This is a genomic window from Pseudomonas sp. 01L34, from assembly GCF_056400265.1.
In genome coordinates this window covers 319,202-344,449 of sequence record NZ_JBFTSX010000003.1, presented here as the reverse complement: position 1 = coordinate 344,449, position 25,248 = coordinate 319,202, and the positions used below count along the sequence as shown (strand labels likewise).

Annotated in this window: 26 protein-coding genes and 1 pseudogene; 19 read left to right on the top strand and 8 right to left on the bottom strand. The window is 60.3% G+C overall.

The genetic code is table 11. The annotated features are described in order from the left end of the window. Nucleotides 1-55: 55 nt before the first annotated feature. A complete protein-coding gene (locus AC1DQM_RS10120) occupies nt 56-1,549 on the bottom strand; it encodes an aldehyde dehydrogenase (RefSeq protein ID WP_086944351.1) in 1,494 nt (497 codons plus the stop codon). A gap of 236 nt (nt 1,550-1,785) precedes the next feature. On the opposite strand from AC1DQM_RS10120, the gene AC1DQM_RS10115 reads away from it, so the two are divergent. Continuing rightward, a complete protein-coding gene (locus AC1DQM_RS10115) occupies nt 1,786-2,148 on the top strand; it encodes a cupin domain-containing protein (protein WP_018927493.1) in 363 nt (120 codons plus the stop codon). An 84-nt stretch (nt 2,149-2,232) separates the two neighbouring features. Here the strand turns inward: AC1DQM_RS10115 and rpmG are convergent, their stop codons facing one another. Both rpmG and rpmB read right to left on the bottom strand, forming a co-directional pair. Further along, nucleotides 2,233-2,388 carry a 50S ribosomal protein L33 gene (gene rpmG / locus AC1DQM_RS10110; RefSeq protein ID WP_003177274.1) on the bottom strand — a complete coding sequence of 52 codons (156 nt, stop codon included), beginning with the start codon at nt 2,386-2,388 and terminating at the stop codon, nt 2,233-2,235. An 11-nt stretch (nt 2,389-2,399) separates the two neighbouring features. Beyond that, nucleotides 2,400-2,633 (bottom strand): 50S ribosomal protein L28, encoded by a 234-nt coding sequence (rpmB, locus tag AC1DQM_RS10105; RefSeq protein ID WP_018927492.1) that lies wholly within the window; start codon nt 2,631-2,633, stop codon nt 2,400-2,402. Between the two features lie 446 nt (nt 2,634-3,079). Here rpmB and AC1DQM_RS10100 point away from each other — a divergent pair, with 446 nt between their 5' ends. Continuing rightward, on the top strand, nt 3,080-4,666 hold the full coding sequence (locus AC1DQM_RS10100; protein WP_477746121.1) for an ABC transporter substrate-binding protein: 1,587 nt from the start codon (nt 3,080-3,082) through the stop codon (nt 4,664-4,666). A gap of 66 nt (nt 4,667-4,732) precedes the next feature. Here AC1DQM_RS10100 and radC read toward each other — a convergent pair whose 3' ends face one another. Continuing rightward, nucleotides 4,733-5,407 carry a RadC family protein gene (gene radC, locus AC1DQM_RS10095; RefSeq protein ID WP_086944350.1) on the bottom strand — a complete coding sequence of 225 codons (675 nt, stop codon included), beginning with the start codon at nt 5,405-5,407 and terminating at the stop codon, nt 4,733-4,735. Between the two features lie 135 nt (nt 5,408-5,542). On the opposite strand from radC, the gene coaBC reads away from it, so the two are divergent. The 5 genes and pseudogenes from coaBC (at nt 5,543) to AC1DQM_RS10070 (ending at nt 10,319) form a co-directional block, all read left to right on the top strand. Beyond that, a complete protein-coding gene (gene coaBC, locus AC1DQM_RS10090) occupies nt 5,543-6,751 on the top strand; it encodes a bifunctional phosphopantothenoylcysteine decarboxylase/phosphopantothenate--cysteine ligase CoaBC (protein WP_019650096.1) in 1,209 nt (402 codons plus the stop codon). Between the two features lie 5 nt (nt 6,752-6,756). Beyond that, nucleotides 6,757-7,212, top strand: a complete 456-nt coding sequence (dut, locus tag AC1DQM_RS10085; RefSeq protein ID WP_018927488.1) for a dUTP diphosphatase — start codon at nt 6,757-6,759, stop codon at nt 7,210-7,212. Nucleotides 7,213-7,554: 342 nt separating this feature from the next. Next, nucleotides 7,555-8,931, top strand: a pseudogene (locus tag AC1DQM_RS10080) (phosphomannomutase/phosphoglucomutase); the annotation flags it as partial. Between the two features lie 25 nt (nt 8,932-8,956). Then, entirely contained in the window at nt 8,957-9,862 is a 906-nt protein-coding gene (gene argB, locus AC1DQM_RS10075; protein WP_018927486.1) for an acetylglutamate kinase, read from the top strand. 196 nt (nt 9,863-10,058) lie between these two features. After that, nucleotides 10,059-10,319, top strand: coding sequence for a hypothetical protein (locus AC1DQM_RS10070; protein ID WP_477746120.1), 261 nt, complete (start codon nt 10,059-10,061; stop codon nt 10,317-10,319). Between the two features lie 91 nt (nt 10,320-10,410). On the opposite strand, the gene pyrE is transcribed toward AC1DQM_RS10070, so the two are convergent. Beyond that, on the bottom strand, nt 10,411-11,055 hold the full coding sequence (gene pyrE, locus AC1DQM_RS10065) for an orotate phosphoribosyltransferase (protein WP_018927484.1): 645 nt from the start codon (nt 11,053-11,055) through the stop codon (nt 10,411-10,413). A gap of 82 nt (nt 11,056-11,137) precedes the next feature. On the opposite strand from pyrE, the gene AC1DQM_RS10060 reads away from it, so the two are divergent. Beyond that, nucleotides 11,138-11,917: an exodeoxyribonuclease III gene (locus AC1DQM_RS10060; RefSeq protein ID WP_007934608.1), complete on the top strand. Its 780-nt coding sequence runs from the start codon at nt 11,138-11,140 to the stop codon at nt 11,915-11,917. 72 nt (nt 11,918-11,989) lie between these two features. Here AC1DQM_RS10060 and AC1DQM_RS10055 read toward each other — a convergent pair whose 3' ends face one another. Both AC1DQM_RS10055 and rph read right to left on the bottom strand, forming a co-directional pair. Further along, a complete protein-coding gene (locus tag AC1DQM_RS10055; protein WP_018927483.1) occupies nt 11,990-12,358 on the bottom strand; it encodes a DUF4870 domain-containing protein in 369 nt (122 codons plus the stop codon). A 30-nt stretch (nt 12,359-12,388) separates the two neighbouring features. Further along, nucleotides 12,389-13,111: a ribonuclease PH gene (gene rph, locus AC1DQM_RS10050; protein ID WP_007934600.1), complete on the bottom strand. Its 723-nt coding sequence runs from the start codon at nt 13,109-13,111 to the stop codon at nt 12,389-12,391. Nucleotides 13,112-13,379: 268 nt separating this feature from the next. Here rph and AC1DQM_RS10045 point away from each other — a divergent pair, with 268 nt between their 5' ends. From AC1DQM_RS10045 to AC1DQM_RS10020, 6 genes are all read left to right on the top strand, one after another. Further along, nucleotides 13,380-14,243, top strand: a complete 864-nt coding sequence (locus tag AC1DQM_RS10045) for a YicC/YloC family endoribonuclease (RefSeq protein WP_018927482.1) — start codon at nt 13,380-13,382, stop codon at nt 14,241-14,243. 12 nt (nt 14,244-14,255) lie between these two features. Further along, entirely contained in the window at nt 14,256-14,876 is a 621-nt protein-coding gene (gene gmk, locus AC1DQM_RS10040) for a guanylate kinase (protein ID WP_018927481.1), read from the top strand. 167 nt (nt 14,877-15,043) lie between these two features. Continuing rightward, nucleotides 15,044-15,307 (top strand): DNA-directed RNA polymerase subunit omega, encoded by a 264-nt coding sequence (gene rpoZ / locus AC1DQM_RS10035; RefSeq protein ID WP_003177259.1) that lies wholly within the window; start codon nt 15,044-15,046, stop codon nt 15,305-15,307. 56 nt (nt 15,308-15,363) lie between these two features. Next, a complete protein-coding gene (gene spoT, locus AC1DQM_RS10030) occupies nt 15,364-17,469 on the top strand; it encodes a bifunctional GTP diphosphokinase/guanosine-3',5'-bis pyrophosphate 3'-pyrophosphohydrolase (protein ID WP_007934594.1) in 2,106 nt (701 codons plus the stop codon). A gap of 24 nt (nt 17,470-17,493) precedes the next feature. Then, a complete protein-coding gene (locus tag AC1DQM_RS10025) occupies nt 17,494-17,874 on the top strand; it encodes a RidA family protein (RefSeq protein WP_003177257.1) in 381 nt (126 codons plus the stop codon). 69 nt (nt 17,875-17,943) lie between these two features. Further along, nucleotides 17,944-18,684 carry a hypothetical protein gene (locus AC1DQM_RS10020; RefSeq protein ID WP_018927479.1) on the top strand — a complete coding sequence of 247 codons (741 nt, stop codon included), beginning with the start codon at nt 17,944-17,946 and terminating at the stop codon, nt 18,682-18,684. A gap of 140 nt (nt 18,685-18,824) precedes the next feature. On the opposite strand, the gene AC1DQM_RS10015 is transcribed toward AC1DQM_RS10020, so the two are convergent. Further along, nucleotides 18,825-19,682 carry an SDR family oxidoreductase gene (locus AC1DQM_RS10015; protein ID WP_477746119.1) on the bottom strand — a complete coding sequence of 286 codons (858 nt, stop codon included), beginning with the start codon at nt 19,680-19,682 and terminating at the stop codon, nt 18,825-18,827. A gap of 189 nt (nt 19,683-19,871) precedes the next feature. Between AC1DQM_RS10015 and exbB the strand changes: the two genes are divergently transcribed. From exbB to recG, 5 genes are all read left to right on the top strand, one after another. Next, the gene (gene exbB / locus AC1DQM_RS10010) at nt 19,872-20,822 is read left to right on the top strand and encodes a tonB-system energizer ExbB (RefSeq protein ID WP_064621107.1); all 951 of its coding nucleotides are present in this window, start codon (nt 19,872-19,874) and stop codon (nt 20,820-20,822) included. A gap of 6 nt (nt 20,823-20,828) precedes the next feature. Further along, nucleotides 20,829-21,257, top strand: a complete 429-nt coding sequence (gene exbD, locus AC1DQM_RS10005; RefSeq protein WP_477746118.1) for a TonB system transport protein ExbD — start codon at nt 20,829-20,831, stop codon at nt 21,255-21,257. Next, nucleotides 21,254-22,000 carry an energy transducer TonB family protein gene (locus AC1DQM_RS10000; protein WP_018927476.1) on the top strand — a complete coding sequence of 249 codons (747 nt, stop codon included), beginning with the start codon at nt 21,254-21,256 and terminating at the stop codon, nt 21,998-22,000. Before exbD ends, AC1DQM_RS10000 begins: the two co-directional genes overlap by 4 nt. 188 nt (nt 22,001-22,188) lie before the next feature. Further along, nucleotides 22,189-23,118, top strand: coding sequence for a hydrogen peroxide-inducible genes activator (locus tag AC1DQM_RS09995; RefSeq protein ID WP_008007618.1), 930 nt, complete (start codon nt 22,189-22,191; stop codon nt 23,116-23,118). Between the two features lie 9 nt (nt 23,119-23,127). Next, nucleotides 23,128-25,203, top strand: a complete 2,076-nt coding sequence (gene recG, locus AC1DQM_RS09990; protein WP_018927475.1) for an ATP-dependent DNA helicase RecG — start codon at nt 23,128-23,130, stop codon at nt 25,201-25,203. The last annotated feature ends 45 nt before the right edge of the window (nt 25,204-25,248 follow it).

The window sequence follows — 25,248 nt, the reverse complement described above, 5'->3', positions numbered from 1 at the left end:
CACAGGGGATCTGTGTCGCTCGGGAGCCCGATGTTCGATCGGGCTCCACACAGGCTTACAACTTGATCCAGGTCGCCTTCAGCTCGGTGTACTTGTCGAACGCATGCAGCGACTTGTCGCGACCGTTGCCGGACTGTTTGAAGCCACCGAACGGCGCAGTCATATCGCCGCCGTCGTACTGGTTGACCCACACACTGCCGGCGCGCAAAGCCTTGGCGGTGAGGTGAGCCTTCGAGATGTCCGTGGTCCATACCGCAGCCGCGAGGCCGTACGGCGTGTCGTTGGCAATCGCAACGGCTTCTTCGGCGGTATCGAAAGTGATCACCGACAACACCGGGCCAAAGATTTCTTCCTGGGCAATTTTCATCGCGTTGCTGACACCGTCGAAAATCGTCGGCTCGACGTAGGTGCCCCCGGTTTCCTGAAGAATACGCTTGCCACCAGCCACCAGTTTGGCGCCATCGGTGTGACCGGATTCGATGTAGGACAGCACGGTGTTCATCTGCTGGGTATCCACCAGCGCACCGACGTTGGTCGCCGGGTCCAGCGGATTGCCTGGCTTCCAGGCCTTGAGGGCTTCGATTACCAGCGGCAGGAATTTGTCTTTGATCGAACGCTCGACCAGCAAGCGCGAACCGGCGGTGCAGACTTCGCCCTGGTTGAAGGCAATAGCGCTGGCAGCCGACTCGGCGGCGGCTTGCAGGTCCGGCGCATCGGCGAACACGATGTTCGGGCTCTTGCCACCGGCTTCGAGCCAGACACGCTTCATGTTCGATTCGCCGGAGTAGATCAGCAGTTGCTTGGCGATCTTGGTCGAACCGGTGAACACCAAGGTGTCGACATCATTGTGCAAGGCCAGGGCCTTGCCGACGGTATGACCGTAACCCGGCAGCACGTTCAGCACACCTTTCGGGATGCCGGCTTCAACTGCCAGCGCTGCAATACGAATAGCCGTCAGCGGCGATTTTTCCGAAGGCTTGAGGATCACTGAGTTACCGGTGGACAGCGCCGGGCCGAGTTTCCAGCAGGCCATCATCAACGGGAAGTTCCACGGCACGATCGCGCCGACCACACCGACCGGCTCGCGAGTCACCAGCCCCAGCTGATCGTGCGGGGTGGCGGCGACTTCGTCGTAAAGCTTGTCGATGGCCTCACCACTCCAGCTCAGGGCTTGTGCCGCACCGGGAACGTCGATGTACAGGGAATCGCTGATCGGCTTGCCCATGTCCAGGGTTTCGAGCAGGGCCAGCTCTTCGGCGTGCTGTTTCAGCAGGCCGGCAAAACGAATCATGGTGGCTTTGCGCTTGGTCGGCGCCAGGCGCGACCAGGCGCCGGAATTGAACGTGGCGCGAGCGTTTTCCACGGCGCGCTGGGCGTCGGCGGCGTCACAGCTGGCAATCTTGCCCAGCAGACGGCCATCGACAGGGCTGATGCACTCGAACGTTTCACCGGAGACTGCATCGGTGTATTCGCCATTGATGTAGGCACGGCCTTCGATCTTCAGATCGCGAGCCCGTTGTTCCCAGTCGGCACGAGTCAGGGTGGTCATACGAGTGTCCTCCTCTTATTGAATACGAGCGCCCGCGCTCTTCGCGGGTGCTGTCAGGAATTCTGCCCGGCCAGCCTGCTTTTCGGCTCAAGGCAACCGTTACCCTAAACCAGCGACGGGTGAAGTTTCAATATATTTGACAAAGGACCGTTAAATGGCCTTGCGATGTTCATTTTAATAAACATAGACTTTCAACTTTCCAGTCAGTCGCGCCGCAATCACGTGGGAATACCAACATGAGCATTCAGGATATCGTCGATTTCAGTCAGGCCACCACCCAGCCCGATCGCTATCGGCCAGACCCGGCCAAAGTCCTCAAGGGCGACCCCGAACAAACGGTGTACAACCACTACAACAGCCCGTGCGGCCAGATGAGTGCAGGTGTCTGGGAAGGCGAAGTCGGTCAGTGGCGGGTGAACTACACCGAACACGAATACTGCGAAATCGTTCAGGGGGTGTCAGTGCTGCGCGATGACAACGGCGGCGCCAAGACCCTGCGCGTGGGCGATCGCTTCGTGATTCCGGCCGGTTTCAAAGGCACCTGGGAAGTGCTGGAGCCGTGCCGCAAGATTTATGTGGTGTTTGAACAGAAGGCTTGAGGGTTTGTGCCGCTTGAACCGACAGGCAACAAAAAAGGCCCGTATCTCGCGATACGGGCCTTTTTCGTAAGGAGGAAAAATCAATTACTTGATTTTGCCTTCTTTGTAGATCACGTGCTTACGAACAACCGGATCATATTTCTTGATCTCGATTTTGTCCGGAGTAGTGCGCTTGTTCTTGTCGGTAGTGTAGAAGTGACCAGTACCGGCGCTCGAAATCAAACGAATCAATTCACGCATGATTAGCTCCCTTAGATCTTGCCATCGCGACGGATTTCGGCCAGCACGACATCAATGCCACGCTTGTCGATGATACGCATGCCTTTGGCAGATACGCGCAGACGCACAAAACGTTTCTCGGACTCAACCCAGAAGCGGTGATGCTGCAGGTTCGGCAGGAAACGACGACGGGTTTTGTTGTTTGCGTGGGAAATGTTATTCCCAGTCACCGGACCCTTACCGGTAACTTGACAGACTCTCGACATGCCTCAGCCCTCTAAAACCACATGCCCAACCCGGCATGGGTTGGCCGCTTAATCTCTCAGTCATTTGGCGCCAGGCGCCGCGTTTCTTTAAGGGTCTTACCGGCTACACCTACAAACGAAGGAACCGGGCCCCTAGAAAAGAGCGCTGCTTTATACCAGAAAGACCAGAGAGCAACAACAACCGGTGTGAATTGAGTTGATAAAAACCCGTTTTTTCGGGCGCCGAGCGCCTTGGGCAAAGGCTAAGCCCGATAGCGACCGCTCGTCGCAGAGAATCGGCCAACGGGACAATTCAGGGTTTTTCTCAACCGTCACTCACCGAAAACAATCGCCCATACTCCCCTGAAAATGAAAAAGGGGATAGTCATTTGCAAAAGAGCCCACTAGGGTAGGCCTTTTCCAGACTGCACTTGCAGATGGGCCTTCATCTGTAAAGGAATCCAACCATGCGCCTCGCTGCCCTACCGCTGCTGCTCGCACCGCTTCTACTGAGCCCCCTGGCCCATGCAGCCGCCCTGAGCGTCTGCACCGAGGCCAGCCCGGAAGGGTTCGACGTGGTGCAATACAACTCGCTGACCACCACCAACGCCTCGGCCGACGTGCTGATGAACCGCCTGGTGGACTTCGACACGGCCAGCGGCAAAGTGGTCGCCAGCCTCGCGGACAGCTGGGAAGTCACGCCGGACGGCCTGACTTACGTTTTCAAATTGCACCCGCAGGTGAAATTTCACCACACCGAGTACTTCAGCCCGACGCGCGACCTGACCGCCGAAGACGTCAAGTTCAGCTTCGACCGCATGCTCGACCCGGCGAACCCGTGGCACAAAGTAGCCCAGAGTGGCTTCCCACACGCTCAATCGATGCAGTTACCGACACTGATCAAAAAGATCGACGCCCTGGACCCACTCACCATCCGCTTCACCCTCGATCACCCGGACTCGACGTTCCTGCCGACCCTGACCATGGGCTTCGCCTCGATCTATTCGGCCGAGTACGCCGAGCAACTGATGAAGGCCGGCACTCCGGAGAAGCTCAACAGCCAGCCGATCGGTAGCGGCCCGTTCATCTTCACGCGTTTCCAGAAAGATGCCTCGATTCGCTACAAGGCCAACCGCGACTACTTCCAGGGCAAGCCATCGGTGGACCCGTTGATCTTCGCGATCACCCCGGACGCCAACGTGCGCTTGCAGAAATTGCGCCGCAACGAGTGTCAGATCGCCCTGTCGCCGAAACCGCTGGACGTGCAGGCTGCGAAGCAGGAGCCGACCCTGAAGGTGGAAAAGACTGACGCCTTCATGACCGCATTCGTCGGCATCAACAGCCAACATCCGCCGCTGGACAAGCCGGAAGTGCGCCAGGCAATCAACCTGGCGTTCGACAAGGCCAATTACCTCAAAGCCGTATTCGAAGACACCGCCGAGCCTGCCAATGGGCCCTACCCACCCAACACCTGGAGCTATGCCAAAAACTTGCCGGGCTACCCGCATGATGTCGAGAAAGCCCGGGCATTAATGGCCAAGGCCGGGCTCAAGAACGGTTTTCAGACCACCATCTGGACCCGTCCTTCCGGCAGCCTGCTGAACCCCAACCCGAGCCTCGGTGCGCAATTGCTTCAGTCCGACCTGGCGGAAATCGGCATTCAAGCAGAGATCCGCGTGATCGAATGGGGCGAACTGATTCGCCGCGCCAAGGCCGGCGAGCATGACCTGCTGTTCATGGGCTGGGCCGGCGACAACGGTGACCCGGACAACTTCCTCACGCCGCAGTTTTCCTGCGCGGCGATCAAAGCCGGCACCAACTTCGCCCGTTACTGCAACCAGGATCTGGACAAGCTGATCAGCGCCGGCAAGACCACTGGCGAGCAAGGTGTACGCACCAAGCTCTACGAACAGGCCCAGGCGCAAATACAGCAACAGGCATTGTGGCTGCCACTGGCCCACCCCACGGCCTTCGCCCTGACGCGCAAAGACGTCGAGGGTTATCGCGTCAGCCCGTTTGGCCGGCAGGATTACTCCAAGGTCAACTTCAAGTAATCAGCGTCACCACAAAAGCCGTGGGAGCAGGCTCGCTCCCACAGTGACTCATCTAGCCTTTCCTCTTCACATCCACCCGTACTCGGCCATGGACAACGGATCGCCATCACCGACGATGAAATGATCGAGCACCCGCACATCGATCAGGTCCAGCGCTTCTTGCAGGCGCTTGGTCAGCATCCGGTCGGCTTGACTGGGATTGGAGTTACCCGACGGATGGTTGTGGCAGAGGATCAACGCTGCGGCGTTGTGGGCCAAAGCGCGTTTAACCACTTGTCTTGGATAGACACTGGTACTGTCGATGGAGCCGCGAAACAGCACTTCAAAGGTCAGCACTTGATGTTTTGAATCCAGAAACAGACAGCCGAATACCTCGTGAGGCTCGTGGCGCAGCATCGACTTCAGGTAATCACGAACCGCCTGCGGATTTTCCAGTGCCGATTTCTGGCGCGCACGTTCGGCTAAATGCCGCCTGCCCATTTCCTGTGCCGCTTGCAACTGAGCGAATTTCGCCGGCCCGAGCCCCAATTGCCTGCTGAACGCAGTTTGATCGGCTTCGAGCAGTGAACGCAGGCTGCCAAACTGACTCAACAGATGCCGTGCCAGATCTACTGCACTTTTACCCGATACACCGGTGCGTAAAAAAATCGCTAGCAACTCGGCGTCCGAAAGACTCGCCGAACCCAACTCAAGTAACCTCTCCCGCGGTCGCTCCGCCGCTGGCCAATCGCGAATGCTCATAACACCTCCATGTAAGTGGGCGCCGCTGTTCCGTAGCGGTCGCTGTGATATCGTAGCCCATCTTTTTTGCGGGCGATTTCACCCCTGGGGAGGGGGTATCGCCATGCAGTCATCAACGAAATGAAAGGCAGACCTATGCAGCGGCTGTATCGGAAACGCATCGTTCTGGGCGTCGGCGGCGGCATTGCTGCCTACAAGAGCGCCGAGCTGGTTCGCCGCCTGATCGACCAGGGCGCCGAAGTGCGCGTGGTCATGACCCGTGGCGGCAGCGAATTCATTACCCCGCTGACCATGCAGGCCCTGTCCGGGCACCCGGTCCACCTGGACCTGCTGGACCCGGCGGCCGAAGCCGCCATGGGTCACATCGAACTGGCCAAATGGGCCGACCTGGTATTGATCGCCCCCGCCACTGCGGACCTGATCGCTCGCCTGGCCCAAGGCATTGCCGACGACCTGCTGACCACGCTGGTGCTGGCCACCGACGCGGTAGTCGCCGTGGCGCCGGCGATGAATCAAGCCATGTGGCGCGACCCGGCGACCCAGGCCAACCTGCAAACCCTCGAAAGCCGCGACTTCAAAGTCTTCGGCCCGGCCTCCGGCAGCCAGGCCTGCGGCGACGTCGGCATGGGCCGCATGCTCGAAGCCACCGACCTCGCCCAGTGCGCGGCAGACTGCTTCCAGCGCCAAGCGCTGACCGGCAAACACGTGCTGATCACCGCCGGCCCGACCCAGGAAAACATCGACCCGGTGCGCTACATCACCAACCACAGCTCCGGCAAAATGGGCTTTGCCCTGGCCGAAGCCGCGGTAGAAGCCGGCGCCCGCGTGACCCTGATCACCGGCCCCGTGCACCTGCCGACCCCGGATCGCGTCACACGCATCGACGTGGTCAGCGCCCGGGACATGCTCGCCGCTTGTGAAGCCGCGATTCCTTGCGACCTGTTCATCGCCTCGGCAGCGGTCGCGGACTACCGTCCGGAAGTCGTGGCCCCACAGAAACTCAAGAAAGACCCTACAAGCGGCGACGGCTTGTTGCTACAGATGGTACGCAACCCAGACATTCTGGCCACCATCGCCACCCGTCCCGACCGTCCGTTCAGTGTCGGCTTTGCCGCCGAAACCGAACACCTGCTCGACTACGCTGCCCGCAAGTTGAAAGACAAGAACCTCGATCTGATCGTCGCCAACGACGTCGCCAACCCGAGTATTGGCTTCAACAGCGAAGAAAACGCCTGCAGCGTGATCGACCGTGAGCTGCACGCCACTATTTTTGCCCAGACCAGCAAAGGCAAGATTGCCCGCCAGCTGATCACTTTTATCGCCGAACGTCTGAACCAGGTTTAATTTACATGCACGCTTTGCAAGCCAAGATCCTCGACCCACGCATCGGCAGCGAATTTCCGCTGCCGCAGTACGCCACGCCCGGCTCCGCCGGCCTCGACCTGCGCGCCATGCTGGAAAAAGACACTGTCATCAAGCCGGGCGAGACCCTGCTGATCCCTACCGGCCTGTCGGTGTATATCGGCGATCCGGGCCTGGCGGCCTTGATTCTGCCGCGCTCCGGCCTGGGCCATAAGCACGGCATCGTGCTGGGCAACCTGGTCGGCCTGATCGACTCCGATTACCAGGGCCCGCTGATGGTGTCGTGCTGGAACCGTGGCCAGACCGATTTCAACATGGTCGTTGGCGAACGCCTCGCACAACTTGTTCTGGTACCAGTGGTTCAAGCGCACTTCGAAATGGTCGAAGAGTTTGTCGAAACCCAGCGCGGCACCGGCGGCTTCGGACATTCCGGCAGCCACTGATATGCCCCCTGTGGCGAGTGAGCTTGCTCGCGCTGGAAAGCGTAGCGGCCCCATGATTCTGGCAACAATTGCCGACTTTGTGAGTGCTGCACACTCAAGCGGGAGCAAGCTCCCTCGCCACAAATCACACAGACGTCATCTGGAAGGTTTACCACTGAAAATCAAGGCATTGATCGACCCAATACTCGTCGACATTGGTGGCATGGCCTTTTCGCACCACGAACTCTCTGCGGAAAACGCCGTCATACCCTTCAGTCCGAGCCAGCCGACGAGTTCTTCGCCGGCAGGTCCAGCCACTTTCGAGATGGAGCATTCCTACAGATGAGCACCCCAGCCCAAGTCGCACCCAAGTTCCCCGACAGCATCTTCCGCGCCTACGACATTCGCGGCACCGTCCCGGAATTCTTGAACGCTGAAACCGCTTATTGGCTCGGTCGCGCCATCGGCTCCCAGAGCCTGGCCCAGGGCGAGCCCAATGTGTCCGTCGGCCGCGACGGTCGCCTGTCCGGCCCGGAACTGGTGGAACAACTGATTCAGGGCCTGGCCGACAGCGGTTGCCACGTCAGCGACGTCGGCCTGGTGCCAACGCCAGCGCTGTACTACGCCGCCAACGTACTGGCCGGCAAATCCGGGGTGATGCTCACCGGCAGCCACAACCCGTCGAACTACAACGGCTTCAAGATCGTCATAGCTGGCGATACCCTGGCCAACGAACAGATCCAGGCCCTGCACGACCGCCTCAAGACCAACAACCTGAGCAGCGGCAAGGGCAGCATCACCAAGGTCGAGATCCTCGACCGCTACAACACCGAAATCGTCCAGGACATCAAACTCGCCCGCCGCCTGAAAGTGGTGGTCGATTGCGGCAACGGCGCGGCCGGCGTGATTGCCCCGCAACTGATCGAAGCCCTGAACTGCGAAGTCATCCCGCTGTTCTGCGATGTCGATGGCAACTTCCCGAACCATCACCCGGACCCGGGCAAGCTGGAAAACCTGGTAGACCTGATCGCCAAGGTCAAGGAAACCAACGCCGACCTGGGCCTGGCCTTCGACGGCGATGGCGACCGCGTAGGCGTGGTCACCAACACCGGCAGCGTCGTGTTCCCGGACCGCCTGCTGATGCTGTTCGCCAAGGATGTGGTAGCACGCAACCCCGACGCGGAAATCATCTTCGACGTCAAATGCACCCGTCGCCTGATCCCGCTGATCAAAGAATATGGCGGTCGCCCACTGATGTGGAAAACAGGTCACTCGCTGATCAAAAAGAAAATGAAACAATCCGGCGCCCTGTTGGCCGGCGAAATGAGCGGGCATATCTTCTTCAAGGAGCGCTGGTTCGGTTTCGACGACGGCATTTACAGCGCTGCGCGGCTGCTGGAGATCCTCAGCAAAGAGAAATCCACTGCGGAAGAGTTGTTCGCGACCTTCCCGAACGATATTTCTACGCCGGAAATCAATATCCATGTGACCGAAGAGAGCAAATTCAGCATCATTGATGCACTGCACGACGCACAGTGGGGTGAAGGCGCCGACCTGACCACCATTGACGGCGTGCGAGTCGACTATGCCAAAGGCTGGGGCCTGGTTCGCGCCTCCAACACCACACCGGTGCTGGTGCTGCGCTTCGAGGCCGATGACGAGGCTGAATTGCAGCGCATCAAGGATGTATTCCACGTCCAGCTGAAGCGCGTTGCACCTGATCTCCAACTACCGTTTTGATCTATTGAAGCACCCGGAGCCCTGAATGACCCTCGAACGCGAAGCCGCCGCCAACACCGCCAAGGTCCTGTCCGAAGCGCTGCCTTACATTCGCCGCTATGTCGGCAAGACGCTGGTGATCAAATACGGCGGCAACGCGATGGAAAGCGAGGAGCTGAAAACCGGCTTCGCCCGCGACATCGTGCTGATGAAAGCCGTGGGCATCAACCCGGTGGTGGTTCACGGCGGCGGCCCGCAAATCGGCGACCTGCTCAAGCGACTGTCGATCGAGAGCCACTTTGTCGATGGCATGCGCGTCACCGACGCCGCGACCATGGACGTGGTGGAAATGGTCCTCGGCGGCCAGGTCAACAAGGACATCGTCAACCTGATCAACCGTCACGGCGGCAGCGCCATCGGCCTGACCGGTAAAGACGCCGAGCTGATTCGCGCGAAGAAGCTCACCGTCACCCGCCAGACCCCTGAGATGACCCAGCCGGAAATCATCGACATCGGCCACGTCGGCGAAGTGGTCGGGATCAACACCGACCTGCTGAACCTGCTGGTCAAAGGCGATTTCATTCCGGTGATCGCGCCGATCGGCGTCGGTGCCAACGGCGAGTCGTACAACATCAACGCCGATCTGGTGGCCGGTAAAGTGGCCGAGGCTCTGAAAGCTGAGAAGCTGATGCTGCTGACCAACATTGCCGGCCTGATGGACAAGAGCGGCAAGGTCCTGACCGGCCTGAGCACCCAGCAAGTCGACGACCTGATCGCCGACGGCACCATCTACGGCGGCATGCTGCCGAAGATCCGTTGCGCGCTGGAAGCGGTACAGGGTGGCGTGGGCAGCTCGCTGATCATTGATGGTCGGGTGCCAAATGCAATTCTGCTGGAAATCTTCACCGACACCGGTGTGGGTACGCTGATCAGCAATCGCAAGCGTCCCTGATTCAAAACCTTAAAAAGATCGCAGCCTTCGGCAGCACCTACGGATTTCGGATGTACGAAAAACCTGTAGGAGCTGACGAAGTCTGCGATCTTTTTTATGCGCGCCGGAAATGCCTGACCTGATTGGGCGAAACGTCCGACTTCACGAAGGAAGCAATCTGCATAGGATCTTCTCTGAATCCACAGGAGGTCTACCCATGCAAAAAGACTACGTCCCTTACGACAGCGATGTTTCACCTGGCACCTATGCCTGTGTCGATTGCGGTCACGAATACTCGAATCAGGGCAAAACATCGATGCCGCCCTGCCCGCAACTCCGCAAGACCGCACACACCCGTCATGGCTGGAGAATTCTGACTGGCCAGGGCGATGCTGTGGCTGATCCGTACCCGGAGAAAACCAATGAACCCAGCGGGATCAAAAAAGCCGAGACATTCAGCAGCACCAGCAAAAAATAATGCTGGGGGACTGGGCCATACATAAACAAAAGACCCCGCTCAACATGCTGAGCGGGGTCTTTTGCTGTCTGCAATCCCTGTGGGAGCGTGATTACACGCCGAACTGGGCGCGGTAGGCTTCAACCGCAGGCAAATGTTGCTTGAGCTGCGGATCGTCAGCCAGGAACTCCAGCACCTGGTTCAGCGAAACGATGCTGATCACCGGAATGCCGAAGTCACGTTCCACTTCCTGGATGGCCGACAACTCACCATTGCCACGCTCCTGACGGTTCAGGGCGATCAGCACACCGGCAGCTTTGGCGCCGTCCTGGGAAGCGATGATCTGCATCACTTCGCGGATGGCGGTGCCCGCGGTGATCACGTCGTCGATGATCAGCACGTCGCCAGTCAATGGCGCGCCAACCAGGCTGCCACCTTCGCCGTGGGCCTTGGCTTCCTTGCGATTGAAGCACCATGGCAGGTCACGGTCGTGATGTTCGGCCAGTGCCACGGCGGTGGCTGCCGCCAACGGGATGCCTTTGTAGGCCGGGCCGAACAGTACGTCGAAGGAAATACCGCTCTCGACGATGGCTGCCGCATAGAAACGGCCCAGCTGTGCCAGGGCCTTCCCTGAGTTGAACAGGCCGGCATTGAAGAAGTATGGACTGGTGCGCCCGGACTTCAGGGTGAACTCACCGAAGCGCAAAACGCCGCGATCGATGGCAAAACGAATGAAATCGCGTTGATACGCTTGCATGAAAAAAACCCCAAATACCACGGATTTAGCTAATTAGGTAGACGCCGTGTATCATACCCGCACGCGATTTTTGGGGCCACTTATGCGGATCATCAGTGTGAACGTCAATGGTATTCAGGCTGCAGTCGAGCGTGGTTTGCTCAGTTGGCTGCAAGCACAGAATGCCGACGTCATCTGCCTGCAGGACACCCGCGCCTCCGCCTTTGAACTGGACGATCCAGCCTTCCAACTGGATGGCTACTTCCTTTATGCCTGCGAAGCCGAAGTTCCCGCCCAAGGTGGCGTGGCTTTGTACTCGCGGTTGCAACCGAAGGCTGTCATCAGCGGTCTCGGCTTCGAGACGGCCGACCGCTACGGGCGCTACCTGCAAGCCGATTTCGACAAGGTCAGCATCGCGACCTTGCTGCTCCCTTCGGGGCAGAATGGCGATGAAGACTTGAACCAGAAGTTCAAGCTAATGGACGACTTCGCCCGTTATCTGGATAAACAGCGACGCAAACGTCGCGAGTACATTTATTGTGGCTCGCTGTACGTGGCGCAACAGAAGCTGGATATCAAGAACTGGCGCGACAGCCAGCAATCCCCGGGCTTCCTGGCGCCTGAGCGTGCCTGGATGGACGAGATTGTCGGCAACATGGGTTATGTCGACGCCCTGCGGGAAGTCAGCCGCGAAGGCGACCAGTACAGCTGGTGGCCGGACAACGAACAGGCCGAGATGCTCAACCTGGGCTGGCGTTTCGACTACCAGTTGCTGACCCCTGGCCTGCGCCGCTTCGTACGCAGCGCACGCCTGCCACGTCAGCCACGGTTCTCGCAGCACGCACCGTTGATCGTGGACTACGACTGGACGCTGACGATCTAAGCGTCTTTTCGCAGATGCAAAAAAGCCGACATTGCTGTCGGCTTTTTTGTGCGCGCTGATTTTTACTGCCTGTTATTTGATCAACCGCCAGGTGAAGGGATAGCGGTAAGGCACCCCGTCATTGGCCTTGAGCCCGGCAATGATGCACAGCACCATCGCCCCGATCAGGACCAGCGGCAGCAGCGCAAAACCGATCAACACCAGCATCAGCACGTAACAGATGCCCGAGACCAGGGCCACGGTAATCTGAAAGTTCAGCGCTTCTTTGCCTTGGGCATCGATGAACGGGTCGGCTTCACGCTTCCACTGCCAGAGTATCAGCGGCCCGATCAGGTGACCGAACGGAAACCAGACACCGAGAAACGCCGAGAGGTGACAAAACATCGCCCACTGGCGAGCCTCGGAGCTCGGGGTGGGAAGCAACTGCTGTTCATCACTCATGGCGCTCTCCTTTGCCGGACATCAAAACAATCAGTCAGCCAGTGCAGCCTTCTGCAGTTCGAAAATCTCGATCATGCCTTTCTTCGCCAGTGCCAGCATCGCGTTCAGCTCTTCCGGCTGGAACGGTGCGCCTTCGGCAGTGCCCTGGACTTCGATGAAACCACCAGTGCTGGTCATCACCACGTTGAGGTCAGTCTCGGCAGCCGAGTCTTCCAGGTAGTCGAGGTCAAGCACAGGTTCGCCCTGATACATGCCTACCGAAACGGCAGCGATCATTTGCTTGAGCGGGTCGCCACCTTTGAGGCCGCCGCGCTTCTTGATCACTTTCAAGGCATCGACCAGTGCAACCATGGCGCCGGTGATGGACGCGGTGCGGGTGCCGCCATCAGCCTGGATCACGTCGCAGTCGACGTACAAGGTGACGTCGCCCAGCTTGGACATGTCCAGCGCAGCGCGCAGGGAACGACCAATCAGCCGCTGGATTTCCAGAGTGCGGCCACCTTGCTTGCCGCGGCTCGCCTCACGCTGGTTACGCTCGCCAGTGGCGCGCGGCAGCATGCCGTATTCAGCGGTCAACCAGCCCTGGCCCTGCCCCTTGAGGAAACGCGGCACGCCGTTCTCGACGCTGACGGTGCAGATGACCTTGGTATCACCGAACTCGACCAGTACAGATCCCTCGGCGTGTTTGGTGTAGTTGCGGGTAATGCGGATCGAGCGGAGCTGATCGGCAGCGCGACCACTTGGACGTTTCATAGGGATTACCTGTACGGGGGACGGAAAACTGCCGAGCATTATAGAGCCGTGGGCCGCGAGTGGGCACTTCTAAAAAAATCACCCGACGATTGAAGGCTCTGAATAGAGCGTAGCCGACGGCCTGCAGCCCATTGTCACAGCGTGTGATTGGGCGCATCCGCCCCACTGCGCTACAATCCTGCGCCTTTGCTGCCTGTCGGCTTTAATTCACAGATAGCGGGTCCGCGAACCATGGGTTACGCGCCGACCTGCATTGCGAGGTACCTCCATGGTGCACAGCATGACCGCCTTCGCCCGCGTCGAGAAAGCCGGCGTCCAGGGCACCCTGAGCTGGGAGCTGCGCTCGGTCAACAGCCGCTACCTGGAACCCCATCTGCGCCTGCCGGAATCTTTCCGCGACCTCGAGGGCGCCGTCCGCGAAGCCCTGCGCCAGGGAATTTCCCGGGGCAAGCTCGAATGCACCCTGCGTTTCACCGAAGAAAGCACTGGCAAACCGCTGCAAGTGGACCGCGAGCGCGCCGCGCAATTGGTCGCTGCCGCCGAGACCGTCGCCAGCCTGATCAAGAACCCTGCCGCGCTGAACCCGCTGGAAGTCCTGGCCTGGCCCGGCGTGCTGGTGGCCGACGCCGCCGACCCGCAAGCGCTGAATGCCGAAGCCATGGCGCTGTTCAACCAAGGCCTGAAAGAACTCAAGGCCGGCCGCGAGCGCGAAGGCGCGGAGCTGGCGCGGTTGATCAACGAACGCCTGACGTCCATTGAAGAAGATGTGGTGATCCTGCGTGAGCTGGTCCCGCAGATGCTCGCCACGCAGCGTCAGAAAGTCCTCGACCGCTTCACCGACATGAAGGCCGACCTCGACCCGCAGCGCCTGGAGCAGGAAATGGTCATGCTCGCGCAAAAGAGCGACGTCGCCGAAGAACTGGATCGCCTGAGCACTCACATCATCGAAGTTCGCCGGGTGCTCAAATCCGGCGGCGCTGCCGGTCGACGCCTGGATTTCCTGATGCAGGAGCTCAACCGCGAAGCCAACACACTGGGCTCCAAAGCCTTCGACCCGCGCAGCACCCAAGCGGCGGTCAACCTCAAGGTGTTGATCGAGCAGATGCGCGAACAAGTACAGAATATTGAGTAAGGCAAACCTGACATGACCCACAGTACCGGCACCCTGTACATCATTTCCGCACCTTCGGGTGCGGGCAAGAGCAGCCTGGTCAAAGCCCTGACCGACGCTGATCAGGAGATCCGCGTCTCGGTCTCCCACACCACCCGCGCCATGCGCCCTGGTGAAGTGAACGGCGTGAACTATCACTTCGTCGAACGCAGCGAGTTCGTGAAGATGATCGAGCACGGAGATTTCCTCGAGCGCGCCGAAGTGTTTGGCAATCTCTATGGCACTTCGCAAAGCCACCTGCAGCAGACCCTGGATGAAGGCCACGACCTGATTCTGGAAATTGACTGGCAGGGTGCAGAGCAAGTGCGCAAGTTGATGCCCCAGGCCCGTTCGATCTTCATTCTGCCGCCGTCCCTGGAGGCCCTGCACCAACGCCTGACCAATCGCGGCCAGGACAGTGACGAGATCATCGAAGGCCGGATGCGCGAAGCCGTCAGCGAGATGAGCCATTACGTCGACTACGATTACCTGATCATCAACGACAATTTCGCCCACGCACTGGACGACCTGAAGGCGATTTTCCGCGCCAATCAGCTGCATCAGAAGCGTCAGCAGCAGCGTCATGGCAAATTATTAGCTGAATTGCTCGGCTAATCAGCTCTTCCCAAAACCGCTGCAAGGGCTTTACATTGGTGCTTATAGCGCGTTGAAGAGCCTGGTCAAAAAATCAGCGCTTCCCTAATCGCTGGTGATTTTTTAAACTGTTGAGTCCGCTCGCCCAACCGGGCAGCGCGCATATTGCATTCGCTCCGAGGAATACCATGGCCCGCGTAACCGTTGAAGACTGCCTAGAACACGTGGAAAACCGCTTTGAGCTGGTCATGCTCTCTACCAAGCGTGCCCGTCAACTGGCCACTGGTGGCAAAGAGCCCCTGGTTCAGTGGGAAAACGACAAGCCTACAGTTGTAGCGCTGCGTGAAATCGCTGAAGGCCTGATGAGCTACGAGTTCATCGCCAACGCTGAAATCGTCGAAGACGAACCGCTGTTCGCAGCGTTCGAGGACGAGTCCAACGAGGCAGTATAAGCCATGCCTGGTCGACGTAGCACGGCGCGGGGTCATAGCAAACGGCAGGAATTATCATGCCGAGCATAGACGCCCTCGCCGATCGCTTATCGACCTACCTCGGCAAGGACCAGGTCAACCTGGTCCGCCGAGCGTACTTCTACGCCGAACAAGCCCACGACGGTCAACGCCGCCGCAGCGGTGAGGCGTACGTCACGCATCCTCTTGCGGTGGCGAATATTCTTGCCGACATGCACATGGACCATCAAAGCTTGATGGCTGCAATGCTGCATGACGTGATCGAAGACACCGGTATTGCCAAGGAAGCGCTGCAAGCGCAGTTCGGCGAAACCGTGGCCGAACTGGTCGACGGGGTCAGCAAACTGACCCAGATGAACTTCGAGACCAAAGCCGAAGCCCAGGCCGAAAACTTCCAGAAAATGGCCATGGCCATGGCACGCGATATTCGCGTGATCCTGGTCAAGCTGGCCGACCGCCTGCACAACATGCGTACCCTGGAAGTGCTGTCCGGCGAAAAACGCCGGCGGATCGCCAAGGAAACCCTGGAAATCTATGCGCCCATCGCCAACCGGCTGGGCATGCACGCCATCCGCATAGAATTCGAAGACCTCGGCTTCAAGGCCATGCACCCGATGCGTTCCGCGCGGATCAACCAGGCAGTCAAACGCGCCCGGGGCAACCGCAAGGAAATCGTCAACAAGATCGAAGAGTCCCTCAGCCACTGCCTGGCCATCGACGGCATCCAGGGTGAGGTCAGCGGTCGTCAGAAACACCTCTACGGCATCTACAAGAAAATGCGCGGCAAGCGTCGGGCCTTCAACGAGATCATGGACGTTTATGCGTTCCGGATCATCGTCGACAAGGTCGATACCTGCTACCGCGTGCTGGGTGCTGTGCATAATTTGTACAAACCGTTGCCGGGGCGCTTCAAGGATTACATCGCGATCCCCAAGGCCAACGGCTACCAGTCGCTGCATACCACGCTGTTCGGCATGCACGGTGTACCGATCGAGATCCAGATCCGCACCCGTGAAATGGAAGAGATGGCCAACAATGGCATCGCCGCCCATTGGCTGTACAAATCCAGCGGCGACGAACAGCCCAAAGGCACTCATGCCCGCGCCCGCCAGTGGGTCAAAGGCGTGCTGGAGATGCAGCAACGGGCCGGCAACTCGCTGGAATTCATCGAGAGCGTGAAGATCGACCTGTTCCCGGACGAGGTCTACGTGTTCACGCCCAAGGGCCGGATCATGGAGCTTCCAAAAGGCTCCACGGCGGTCGACTTCGCTTACGCGGTACACACCGACGTGGGCAACAGCTGCATTGCCTGCCGGATCAACCGTCGTCTCGCGCCGCTGTCCGAACCGCTGCAAAGCGGCTCCACGGTCGAGATCGTCAGCGCCCCCGGCGCACGGCCGAACCCGGCATGGCTCAACTTCGTGGTCACCGGCAAGGCGCGGACCCACATCCGCCATGCGCTTAAGCTGCAACGCCGCTCCGAATCCATCAGCCTCGGCGAACGCCTGCTGAACAAGGTGCTCAACGGTTTCGACAGCTCGCTGGAAAAAGTCCCGGCCGAGCGTGTGCAGTTGATGCTCCACGAATATCGCCTGGAACTGATCGAAGACCTGCTCGAAGACATCGGACTGGGCAATCGCATGGCTTACGTAGTCGCCCGCCGCCTGCTCGGCGAAGGCGAACAGCTGCCAAGCCCGGAAGGTCCGCTGGCCATTCGCGGCACCGAAGGCCTGGTGCTCAGTTACGCCAAGTGCTGCACGCCGATCCCTGGCGACCCGATCGTTGGCCATCTGTCCGCCGGCAAAGGGATGGTGGTGCACCTGGACAACTGCCGCAACATCAGCGAAATCCGCCACAACCCGGAAAAATGCATCCAGCTCTCGTGGGCCAAGGATGTCACCGGCGAATTCAACGTCGAGCTGCGCGTCGAACTGGAACACCAGCGCGGCCTGATCGCCCTGCTGGCCAGCAGCGTCAACGCGGCCGACGGCAATATCGAAAAAATCAGCATGGACGAACGCGACGGTCGTATCAGCGTGGTCCAACTGGTGGTCAGCGTGCACGACCGCGTGCACCTGGCCCGCGTGATCAAGAAACTGCGCGCCCTGACCGGGGTCATCCGCATCACCCGCATGCGCGCGTAGCCCACCCTTCACAAGGAGTCATACATGACCAAGACCGTTATCAACAGCGACAAGGCCCCGGCCGCCATCGGTACTTACTCCCAGGCGATCAAGGCTGGCAACACCGTGTACATGTCGGGTCAGATTCCTCTGGACCCAAAAACCATGGAACTGGTCGAAGGCTTCGAAGCCCAGACCGTCCAGGTATTCGAGAACCTCAAAGCCGTGGCTGAAGCCGCCGGTGGTTCGTTTAAAGACATCGTCAAACTGAACATTTTCCTCACCGACCTGAGCCACTTCGCCAAGGTCAACGAGATCATGGGCAAGTACTTCGACCAGCCTTACCCAGCCCGCGCCGCCATCGGCGTTGCAGCCCTGCCAAAGGGTTCGCAGGTTGAAATGGATGCCATTCTGGTCATCGAGTAATGTGTCTGGCGCAGCCTTGCGAGGCTGCGCCGACTGATCTTGTACAAAGGGTTCTGAAAGGATTCCACCATGCGCCACGCGCTAGCTCTCTCGCTGGTCGCCCTACTCTTGGGCGGATGTGCCAGCAACCCTGCCGACCGTGATATCAGCGGCACCTGGATCAACCAGGTGGCGATCGATGCCGCATCCAAAGGCGGCCCCCTGCGTGAAGCGCTCCAGGCCTATGGCCCGAATCTGGAATGGAACGTCAACACCAGGGCCGGTCAGGCCCGCTACACCAATGGTTTTGAAAACGTCGAAGGCAAGCTGCTGGGCGAAAAGTCCGGCGCCTGGAATGTCGACTTTTATGGCAGCTCCGCCAGCGAGCTGAAGCGTGATGGCAAGCGACTGAACCAGGCTGCCAACGACAACGAGCCCGAGCAAGTCTTCGACCGTGCATCGGTCCAGGTTCCGGAAGGAGCGCCTATTGGCGCTAGTTTCGAGCGCGCGCTGTATTCGGCTTACATGGGCGGCAGCTGGAAAATCCTCAGCGGCCCGGGCGAAGGCAGCACCGTCCAGTTCCAGGCAGACGGTCAGGTCGCCGGTCTGCCCGGTGCAGATCGCTATGCCCTGTGCCTGGCAGGCGATTGCGCGTCGATGAGCGGCGGCAACGACAACATCTGGCTGCAGTTGAATGGCCAGGGCAATACCTGGATCTTTGCGCGCAAGGGCAAAGAACTGGAGATTTTCCAGACGGTGAACACTGCACTGGCGGACGAGATGCCTTCGTTCACACCGGGTGATCGCAAGTGGTTGCTCGAAAAGCAGTAAGCCGGCCCTGAAGCCAACGCAGAACCCATGTGGGAGCAGGCTTGCTCGCGAAAGCGGTGTAACAATCAACGATGATGTTGAATGTTATGTCCCCTTCGCGAGCAAGCCTGCTCCCACATTTGGTTTGAGGTGACTGGAAGTCAGCAGCGGCCTTCGAGGATCGCGGCATAACCTTCGCGAAAACTCGGATAGCGCGGCGTCCAGCCCAACGCCTTCGCCCGAGCATTGCTGCAGCGCTTGCTGCCGGCACGACGCACACTGGCATCATCGGCCCATTCGGTCACGCCCAGATACTCACGCAACCAGCCCACCACCTCTGCCATTGGCGCAGGCGCATCATCGACACCTATATAAGCATCATCCAGCGCCACTCCACGCCGATCCGCCTCAAGCAGGAACGCCAGCAACCCCGCCGCGTCGTCGACGTGAATGCGATTGGCGTACAGCGGGGGATCGATCGCCACGCGATAACCGCGACGAACCTGAGTCAGTAGCCACTCTCGACCCGGACCATAAATACCGGTCAGACGCACGATGCTGGCCGGGATGCCGCTATCACGCGCCACTTGCTCGGCTTCCAGCATCAAACGCCCCGAATAACCGCCCGCCACCGTCGGCGAGGTTTCATCGACCCACTCACCGTCCTGCTGACCGTAAACACTGCTGCTGGAGACAAACAGAATGCGCTTTGGCTGCTGGCCATGTTGTTTCAACCATCCCAGCACATGCTGCAAGCCTTCGACATAGGCGGCGCGATAGCCCGCCTCGTCGTGGTCGGTGGCAGCGGCGCTGTACACCAGATAGTCCAGTGGCGTGGTCGGCCAGTCAGCCGGGCATTGCGCGCTGAACAGGTCACCCGCAACGCCAACCACTCCGGCTGGCAAGCGCGACACATTGCGGCGCAGACCATAAACCTGCCAGTGCCCTGCCAGCAATTGCGTAGCCAGACGGCTGCCGACATCACCGCAGCCGGCGATCAAAACAGAAGGCGCGGACATCAGAAGACTCCCTCAAGAAAGGTACAGACTAGCGCCCGAAATGGATAAGCAGCTAGCAATGGAAGAAAAAAAGAGACGCTATTACTTTTGTTAACAAGAATTAATTGCAATAATGCCAGCCACTTTTGTTCTCGGCCTTACGAGGCCTGGAAGAACACTTACCGTCTTTTCCTCTCAGGTCCGGCCAGCATGACACGCAATCAACTCTCCGCTTCGCCAACCAAACGACCTCGCGCCTGGAGCGCGGTAGCCGCCCTGCTGCTCAGCCTGATGCTGGCGCCGACCGCCGCATTCGCCGATGCGCAAGCGCCGGCCACACAGCCTGCGGCCACTCAAACACCAGCCGTTCAAACCGCACCTGTCGCGACCGATCCGGTCCAGGCCGTAGACGCCGCGGACATGCCGCAAGCTCTCGAAGCCGACAACTCCCTGGGCATGGCCCACGACCTGTCGCCATGGGGCATGTACAAGAACGCCGATATTATCGTGAAAATCGTGATGATCGGCCTGGCCATCGCCTCGATCATCACCTGGACCATCTGGATCGCCAAGGGCTTCGAGCTGATGGGCGCCAAGCGTCGTCTGCGCGCTGAAATCGCTCATCTGAAAAAAGCCGCCACCCTTAAGGAAGCCAGCACCACGGCGGCCAAGGAAGGCACCCTGGCCAACCTGCTGGTCCATGACGCGCTGGAAGAAATGCGCCTGTCGGCCAACAGCCGCGAGAAGGAAGGCATCAAGGAACGCGTGAGCTTCCGCCTGGAGCGCCTCGTCGCAGCCTGCGGTCGCAACATGAGCAGCGGCACCGGCGTGCTGGCCACCATCGGTTCCACCGCGCCGTTCGTCGGCCTGTTCGGTACCGTATGGGGCATCATGAACAGCTTCATCGGCATCGCCAAAACCCAGACCACCAACCTCGCCGTCGTGGCCCCCGGCATCGCCGAAGCCCTGCTGGCGACCGCGCTGGGTCTGGTTGCAGCGATTCCTGCGGTGGTCATCTACAACGTCTTCGCCCGCTCCATTGCCGGATACAAGGCACAAGTGTCCGACGCCTCGGCAGAAGTCCTGCTGCTGGTCAGCCGCGACCTCGACCACCAGCCGCCCGAGCGCAGCTCGCAACCGCACATGGTGAAAGTGGGGTAATCGGCCATGGGCCTGCATTTGAAAGAAGGCGCAGACGACGATCTGGCCGAGAACCACGAAATCAACGTCACGCCGTTCATCGACGTAATGCTGGTGCTGTTGATCATCTTCATGGTGGCGGCGCCGCTGGCCACCGTGGACATCAAGGTCGACCTGCCCGCCTCCACCGCCAAACCGGCGCCGCGGCCAGAGAAACCGGTGTTCCTCAGCGTCAAAGCTGACCAGCGCCTGTTCCTCGGCGAAGACGAAGTGAAGACCGAAGCCCTCGGCGCCACACTCGACGCCAAGACCCGGGGCAAGAAAGACACGACGATCTTCTTCCAGGCCGACAAAGGCGTGGACTACGGCGACCTGATGAGCGTGATGGACGCCCTGCGCGCCGCCGGCTACCTGAAGGTCGGTCTGGTCGGACTCGAGACGGCAGCCAAAAAATGATCAACACGCGCCAAAAGCTGACGCGTTACAGCGGTAGCCTGGCCGTGGTGCTGGGCGTCCATGCGCTGGCCATTGCGCTCGCGCTGAACTGGACCTCGCGCCCGCCGATCGAGCTGCCGCCACAAGCGATGATGGTCGAGCTGGCGCCGATGCCGGCCCCGCCACCGCCCGCACCGCCGAAGGTGATCACGCCGCCACAGCCACCGGCACCGGTGGAAGAACTGCCGATTCCAAAACTCGCTGAAGCGCCGAAGGCCGAGATTGCCGTGCCCAAGCCGGTCAAACCCAAGCCGAAGCCGCAACCGCCCAAGCCTGTGGAGAAAAAGCCGGAGCCACCGAAGGAAAAGCCTTCCGAGGAGAAGCCTAGCGACACGCAGCCAACCCAGGCGCCGACGGAGAAGTCCGCTCAGCCGGCTCCCGGTCCATCGCCCGCGCAACAAGCCGCCAAGGCCAGTTGGCAAGGCACCCTGCTCGCGCACCTGGCCAAGTACAAAAAGTACCCGGCCAGCGCACAGCAACGCGGCAAGGAAGGTTTGAACCGTCTGCGCTTTGTGGTGGATGCCGAAGGTAACGTGCTGTCGTTCGAACTGGTGGGCCGCTCCGGCAACGCCGATCTGGACCGGGCTACCCTGGAAATGATCCGCCGCGCCCAACCGCTGCCCAAGCCACCGGCCGACATGCTGAACAACGGCACCATCGAAATCGTTGCACCGTTTGTTTACTCGCTGGAACGCAGACGCTAAAAACACCGCCGCTCCCACAGGTTCTTCGGCGGTTACAAAACCTATAAAAGGCACCGAAAGGTGCCTTTTTGCATATCTGGAAACGGCAAACCTGCATTGCCCAGTGTCACTTAGCACACTCAGTCTGATAACGTGCGTCTATCGATTGCAGCCGGTATGCTTGGCCCGCAACTTCATGGACGCTTGCTATGACTCTCACAGAATTACGCTACATCGTTACCCTCGCCCAAGAGCAGCACTTCGGTCACGCGGCCGAGCGTTGCCACGTCAGCCAGCCGACCCTGTCGGTGGGCGTGAAAAAGCTTGAAGACGAACTCGGTGTGCTGATTTTCGAGCGCAGCAAGAGCGCCGTGCGCCTGACCCCGGTGGGCGAAGGCATTGTTGCCCAGGCACAGAAAGTCCTGGAACAGGCCCAAGGCATCCGCGAACTGGCCCAGGCCGGCAAGAACCAGCTGACCGCCCCGCTGAAAGTCGGCGCGATCTACACCGTCGGCCCGTACCTGTTCCCGCACCTGATTCCACAACTGCACCGGGTCGCCCCGCAGATGCCGTTGTACATCGAAGAAAACTTCACCCACGTGCTGCGCGACAAACTGCGCAACGGCGAGCTCGACGCGATCATCATCGCCCTGCCGTTCAACGAAGCCGATGTACTGACCTTGCAGCTCTACGACGAGCCGTTCTACGTCCTGATGCCAGCCCAGCATCCGTGGACGCAAAAAGAATCCATCGACGCCGCCCTGCTCAACGACAAGAGCCTGCTGCTGCTCGGCGAAGGCCACTGCTTCCGCGATCAAGTGCTGGAAGCCTGCCCGACCCTGGCCAAAGGCAACGACGGCGCCAAGCACACCACCGTGGAATCCAGCTCGCTGGAAACCATCCGCCACATGGTCGCCTCTGGCCTGGGCATTTCGATCCTGCCGCTGTCGGCGGTGGACAGCCACCACTACGCCCCCGGCGTGATCGAAGTGCGTCCATTGAGTGCGCCGGTGCCGTTCCGCACCGTGGCCATCGCCTGGCGCGCGAGCTTCCCACGGCCCAAGGCGATTGAAATCCTCGCCGACTCCATTCGCCTGTGCTCGGTGGCCAAGCCGCCAGCGCCGGTGGTGGCCGGTTAAGTCGCTGTCATGACCGAGTTGTCGCAAGTGTCGGTGACGGCACTCAAGGGTGTCGGCGAAGCCATGGCCGAGAAACTGGCCAAGGTCGGTCTGGAGAATCTCCAGGACGTGCTGTTCCACCTGCCGTTGCGCTATCAGGACCGCACTCGCGTGGTCCCGATCGGCCATTTGCGACCCGGGCAAGACGCGGTGATCGAAGGCACCGTCAGCGGCGCCGATGTGGTCATGGGCCGGCGCCGTAGCCTGGTTGTCCGTCTGCAGGACGGCACCGGCGGGCTCAGCCTGCGCTTCTATCATTTCAGCAACGCCCAGAAAGAAGGCCTCAAACGCGGCACACGGATTCGCTGCTACGGGGAAGCGCGGCCCGGCGCCTCGGGGCTGGAAATCTACCACCCGGAATACCGCGCCATCACCGGTGACGAGCCGCCGCCGGTGGATGAAACCCTGACCCCGGTCTACCCGCTCACCGAAGGCCTGACCCAGCAGCGTTTGCGCCAATTGTGCATGCAAACCCTGACCCTGCTCGGCCCCAGCAGCCTGCCCGACTGGCTACCGACCGAACTGGCCAGGGATTATCAACTGGCGCCGCTGGCCGATGCGATCCGCTACCTGCATCACCCGCCCGCCGATGCTGACGTCGATGAGCTCGCCCTCGGTCATCACTGGGCCCAGCACCGCCTGGCCTTCGAAGAGCTGCTGACCCATCAACTGTCCCAGCAGCGCCTGCGCGAGAGCATGCGTGCCCTGCGCGCGCCGGCCATGCCCAAAGCCACGAAACTGCCACAACAGTATCTGGCTAACCTCGGCTTCACCCCGACCGGCGCCCAGCAACGGGTCGGCAACGAAATCGCTTACGACCTCAGCCAGCACGAACCGATGCTGCGGCTGATTCAGGGCGACGTGGGCGCAGGCAAAACCGTAGTCGCCGCCCTCGCCGCGCTGCAAGCACTGGAGGCCGGTTATCAGGTCGCACTGATGGCGCCCACCGAAATTCTCGCCGAGCAGCACTTCATCACCTTCAAGCGCTGGCTCGAACCGCTGGGCATCGAAGTTGCGTGGCTGGCGGGCAAGCTCAAGGGCAAAAACCGCGTGGCCGCGCTGGAGCAGATCGCGGGCGGCGCACCGATGGTGGTCGGCACCCACGCACTGTTCCAGGACGAAGTGCAATTCAAGAACCTGGCACTGGCGATCATCGACGAACAGCACCGCTTCGGCGTGCAGCAGCGCCTGGCATTGCGGCAGAAAGGCGTCGGCGGGCGGATGTGTCCGCACCAGCTGATCATGACCGCCACGCCGATCCCGCGGACGCTGGCCATGAGCGCCTACGCCGACCTCGACACCTCGATCCTCGACGAATTGCCCCCCGGCCGCACCCCGGTGAATACGGTGCTGGTCACCGACACCCGGCGCGTCGAAGTGATCGAACGGGTGCGCGGCGCTTGTGCCGAGGGCCGTCAGGCCTATTGGGTGTGCACGCTAATCGAAGAGTCGGAAGAGCTGACCTGCCAGGCCGCCGAAACCACACACGAAGACCTCACCGCCGCCCTCGGCGAGTTGAAGGTCGGCCTGATCCACGGCCGCATGAAGCCCGCCGAAAAAGCTGCCGTCATGGCCGAATTCAAGGCCGGCAACCTGCAACTGCTGGTCGCCACCACCGTGATCGAAGTTGGCGTGGACGTGCCCAACGCCAGCCTGATGATCATCGAAAACCCCGAACGCCTTGGCCTCGCACAATTGCACCAGTTACGTGGCCGCGTCGGCCGGGGCAGCGCCGTCAGCCATTGCGTGCTGCTCTACCATCCACCGCTGTCGCAGATCGGCCGTCAGCGGCTGGGCATCATGCGCGAAACCAACGACGGTTTTGTCATCGCCGAAAAAGACCTCGAACTGCGCGGCCCCGGCGAAATGCTCGGCACACGCCAGACCGGCCTGCTGCAATTCAAGGTCGCGGACCTGATGCGCGATGCCGATTTACTGCCCGCCGTGCGCGACGCCGCCCAAGCCTTGCTCGAACGCTGGCCGGATCACGTCAGCCCGCTGCTCGACCGCTGGCTACGCCATGGGCAGCAATACGGCCAAGTGTGAGCACTGTCGCAGTTTCTGGACCCTGGCCTTAAACAAGCTGGTTAT

Coding starts and splice junctions, on each gene's coding strand:
- AC1DQM_RS10045 (WP_018927482.1), top strand. CDS start 13,380: ATGGTGCACAGCATGACCGCCTTCGCCCGCGTCGAGAAAGCCGGCGTC.
- AC1DQM_RS10020 (WP_018927479.1), top strand. CDS start 17,944: ATGCGCCACGCGCTAGCTCTCTCGCTGGTCGCCCTACTCTTGGGCGGA.
- AC1DQM_RS10015 (WP_477746119.1), bottom strand. CDS start 19,682: ATGTCCGCGCCTTCTGTTTTGATCGCCGGCTGCGGTGATGTCGGCAGC.
- radC (WP_086944350.1), bottom strand. CDS start 5,407: ATGAGCATTCGCGATTGGCCAGCGGCGGAGCGACCGCGGGAGAGGTTA.
- AC1DQM_RS10100 (WP_477746121.1), top strand. CDS start 3,080: ATGCGCCTCGCTGCCCTACCGCTGCTGCTCGCACCGCTTCTACTGAGC.
- exbD (WP_477746118.1), top strand. CDS start 20,829: ATGGGCCTGCATTTGAAAGAAGGCGCAGACGACGATCTGGCCGAGAAC.
- rpoZ (WP_003177259.1), top strand. CDS start 15,044: ATGGCCCGCGTAACCGTTGAAGACTGCCTAGAACACGTGGAAAACCGC.
- exbB (WP_064621107.1), top strand. CDS start 19,872: ATGACACGCAATCAACTCTCCGCTTCGCCAACCAAACGACCTCGCGCC.
- AC1DQM_RS10115 (WP_018927493.1), top strand. CDS start 1,786: ATGAGCATTCAGGATATCGTCGATTTCAGTCAGGCCACCACCCAGCCC.
- AC1DQM_RS09995 (WP_008007618.1), top strand. CDS start 22,189: ATGACTCTCACAGAATTACGCTACATCGTTACCCTCGCCCAAGAGCAG.
- rpmB (WP_018927492.1), bottom strand. CDS start 2,633: ATGTCGAGAGTCTGTCAAGTTACCGGTAAGGGTCCGGTGACTGGGAAT.
- AC1DQM_RS10070 (WP_477746120.1), top strand. CDS start 10,059: ATGCAAAAAGACTACGTCCCTTACGACAGCGATGTTTCACCTGGCACC.
- coaBC (WP_019650096.1), top strand. CDS start 5,543: ATGCAGCGGCTGTATCGGAAACGCATCGTTCTGGGCGTCGGCGGCGGC.
- argB (WP_018927486.1), top strand. CDS start 8,957: ATGACCCTCGAACGCGAAGCCGCCGCCAACACCGCCAAGGTCCTGTCC.
- dut (WP_018927488.1), top strand. CDS start 6,757: ATGCACGCTTTGCAAGCCAAGATCCTCGACCCACGCATCGGCAGCGAA.
- gmk (WP_018927481.1), top strand. CDS start 14,256: ATGACCCACAGTACCGGCACCCTGTACATCATTTCCGCACCTTCGGGT.
- spoT (WP_007934594.1), top strand. CDS start 15,364: ATGCCGAGCATAGACGCCCTCGCCGATCGCTTATCGACCTACCTCGGC.
- rpmG (WP_003177274.1), bottom strand. CDS start 2,388: ATGCGTGAATTGATTCGTTTGATTTCGAGCGCCGGTACTGGTCACTTC.
- AC1DQM_RS10025 (WP_003177257.1), top strand. CDS start 17,494: ATGACCAAGACCGTTATCAACAGCGACAAGGCCCCGGCCGCCATCGGT.
- rph (WP_007934600.1), bottom strand. CDS start 13,111: ATGAAACGTCCAAGTGGTCGCGCTGCCGATCAGCTCCGCTCGATCCGC.
- AC1DQM_RS10120 (WP_086944351.1), bottom strand. CDS start 1,549: ATGACCACCCTGACTCGTGCCGACTGGGAACAACGGGCTCGCGATCTG.
- AC1DQM_RS10060 (WP_007934608.1), top strand. CDS start 11,138: ATGCGGATCATCAGTGTGAACGTCAATGGTATTCAGGCTGCAGTCGAG.
- pyrE (WP_018927484.1), bottom strand. CDS start 11,055: ATGCAAGCGTATCAACGCGATTTCATTCGTTTTGCCATCGATCGCGGC.
- AC1DQM_RS10000 (WP_018927476.1), top strand. CDS start 21,254: ATGATCAACACGCGCCAAAAGCTGACGCGTTACAGCGGTAGCCTGGCC.
- AC1DQM_RS10055 (WP_018927483.1), bottom strand. CDS start 12,358: ATGAGTGATGAACAGCAGTTGCTTCCCACCCCGAGCTCCGAGGCTCGC.
- recG (WP_018927475.1), top strand. CDS start 23,128: ATGACCGAGTTGTCGCAAGTGTCGGTGACGGCACTCAAGGGTGTCGGC.